Consider the following 2,890-nt stretch of genomic DNA (forward strand, 5'->3'; position numbering starts at 1 on the left):
TTCCAAAAATCATCAGCCGTTTTTACGCAAGGAATACGAGGCAGTTCTTTGCATAAATTATCAGCATAACGAGAGCGATAATCTTCCGAATGAAGTAGACCGTAAACATAATAAAAGATATCGTTTTTTATTATAATTTTAGTAAGATATGTCGAGAGGTGCTTCTTCAATCTGTTTTTATACTCTTATCTGTTTTTTGGGCTTCTTATCAGGCGACAATCAATGGAGTGTCTCTTCTTGTCTCTAATATGTAACAGTTCTAATAAAACAGATTATTCTATGAATAAGAGGCTTTACTTTATCCTCGAAATGATATCATATCCAGCACCTTAAAATTAAGAAGCGTATAATGCGTATAATTGTCATTTAACAGTGTCATTGTAAAATCTTCAAAAGCGGGGGAATGATATGATTTGTGCAACCAATAAAGCAGATGTATACAGTATAGTTTACACTTTTCTCTCAGATTTTATAAGTATTATTCTCATCAAAAGATTAAAAAATTGTTACGCGATTGGCGATTTTTTCTGTGATGCTGATGATGTGGTTCATTTTGTTGCTCACTTTGAGGGCACAATGAATGGGTAGTTTTTTTTCACCTTTATTTTTGCGGTATTTTTGTGCTTTTTTTCATTGGCGAGTTTTGCAGAAAGCATTCGAGAGCAAGCGATTGATCAATCCGAGAGGATTCAACGTCAACAAACGCAAGAACAGCGTTTTCAACGATTGCATCGCAGAAACGCAACGCATGAGATTTTATTACAGGATGATAATGAATCTACGGTATTTCAAAGCGATTCAACCCCAAAAAACTGTTTGCTGATCAAAAGCATTGAATTTGTTGGTGCTCAGTTGATTTCTCTCACCCACCTTCATAACACCATTTCCTTTTGGGAGGGGCGGTGTCTTGGTATTGCTGAGATCAACAAAGTGCTTAAAGCGGTAACCAAGCTTTATATGAAGCGCGGCTATATTGCGGTGCGGGCTTATTTGCCTGAGCAAGATTTAAGCGGCGGTCATCTCAAGATTGTTGTTGTTGAAGGACAAGTAGAAGATATCACTCTTGATGGGCATAAAGTTGGAAGGAAATCTCAAGGAGAAATCACCACGGCTTTTCCAAACCTTATTGGGAAGCCGACCAATCTGCGCCAGATAGAGCAAGGGCTTGATCAAATCAATCGGCTTTTCTCACGCCAAGCCACCATTAATCTTGGTGCGGGTGGCAATTCGGGTGGTTCGATACTCGATGTTCATATTGAAAAACAGAAACCTTGGCTTATTACGCTTTCCAGCGATAATCTTGGTGCTAAAGCAACAGGAATTTATCAAACGCGCTTGAGCCTTTCTTTTGATGATCTGTTAGGGATCAATGATCAATGGTCGTTTAGCTATCAGCGCTCTATGGATGGTAGTCCATATCATTTTTCTCACAAGCGCCCCAATAGTGATACTCTAACGGGATCCTTTTCTCTTCCCTATGGCTATTGGACGGTAGGTTTTGATGGCAGTTGGAGCCAATATCATTCGAGTGTTAAGGGAATATTTTCCGATATTATGACTGAGGGTAAGTCTTTATCGCTTACGCCATGGATTTCACGGGTTATTGACCGTGATCAAGAGGGAAAGACATGGATTACAGGGCGGTTGACATGGAAATATTCTGATAATTTTATTATGGGCAGTCGGGTTGATGTTTCCAGCCGTAAATTGGCTATTGCAACCTTTGAGCTTGATCATTCGCGCAAGTGGCTTGGAGGAGAATTAAGCGCACATATAGGATTTCATAAAGGGTTGGCAATCCTTGGCGCTTATGACGATAAAGAGCAAGAGAATGCAACAAAAAATTCACCCAAAGGGCAATTTTCCAAATTGTCTTTTTCCCTGGTCTACGTGCGTCCTTTTTCGCTCAAACAGTATAATTTTCGTTATAACACGTTGCTTTCAGGGCAATTGTCACCTGATGCGTTGTTTAGTTCAGAACAACTGTCCCTTGGCGGGAGTTCATCTGTGCGTGGGGTGCGTGAGGCGGTTTATTACGGCAATAATGGGGTGTTCTGGCGCAATGAATTGTCACTGTTGTTGCCAGGTTTTTCTTCGAGAATGGGGCGTAAATTTATGAGCCAATTCTCCCCTTATATGGCGCTTGATCTGGGAGCTGTAGCCAATGATGTAAGCAAAAACAGTTTTGGCGGGCGCCTTATTGGGGCAACTCTTGGTTTCCATGCAACCGGAGACATTACGGATGTTGATGTGTCTTATTCGAATATTTTAACCCAATCAACAGTGCGAGAAAAGGGGAATAAGACAGGGTTATTTCAAGTGCGAGCATTATTGAGATTTTAGAGCAAAGGGGCGGTAAAAAATATCGCTGCGCTGTTTACACCCATATGGGTTGTTTTTTTTAAGAGATAAAGAATTTTATGAGGAGCTGAAGATGCGGGGATTGAAAGATCAAAAGCACAAATTGGGATATGGATACAAGCTAGGGCATCGCGTTCTTTGTGTTTTGCAGCAAGGGATCCACAAGGGGCTTTCACTGGTTTTAAGTTTTTGCTTAGCTTTTCAGCCTTTGTTGTTGCAAGCACAAGCAATTGGTGCACAAAGATCACCCGTTCAAGAAGCTCAAGGGATTAAAGCGGCCGATGGGGTTGGCTCACTTTTCCGCCCCACGGTGAGTGAAGCCGGCAATGGCGTACCGCTTGTTGATATCGCGCGCCCCAATGGACAAGGTCTTTCTCATAACAAATATGACAGTTTTAATGTTGATACCCATGGCGTGATTTTAAACAATTCAACTGAGGAGGTTTCACGCTCACAGCTTGGCGGTTTGGTGCTTGGCAATGGCAATTTACGGGGGAGTGGTGCGGCAAAGGTTATTCTCAATGAAGTG

At 41.6% G+C, this 2,890-nt stretch carries 3 protein-coding genes; 2 read left to right on the forward strand and 1 reads right to left on the reverse strand.

The window, feature by feature from the left end; translation table 11 throughout:
• Positions 1–170: type ISP restriction/modification enzyme (locus tag PVV57_RS10570; RefSeq protein ID WP_404977252.1), on the reverse strand; the 170-nt coding region annotated here is incomplete at its 3' end.
• Positions 171–618: 448 nt separating this feature from the next.
• On the opposite strand from PVV57_RS10570, the gene PVV57_RS09920 reads away from it, so the two are divergent.
• Together PVV57_RS09920 and PVV57_RS09925 are read left to right on the forward strand one after the other, a co-directional pair.
• Entirely contained in the window at positions 619–2,343 is a 1,725-nt protein-coding gene (locus PVV57_RS09920) for a ShlB/FhaC/HecB family hemolysin secretion/activation protein (protein WP_273784002.1), read from the forward strand.
• A 91-nt stretch (positions 2,344–2,434) separates the two neighbouring features.
• A partial coding sequence (locus PVV57_RS09925) for a hypothetical protein (RefSeq protein WP_273784003.1) occupies positions 2,435–2,890 on the forward strand: 456 nt, incomplete at its 3' end.

The sequence above is a fragment of the Bartonella sp. AU15XJBT genome, assembly GCF_028618615.1.
In the GTDB taxonomy this organism is placed as follows: Bacteria; Pseudomonadota; Alphaproteobacteria; order Rhizobiales; family Rhizobiaceae; genus Bartonella.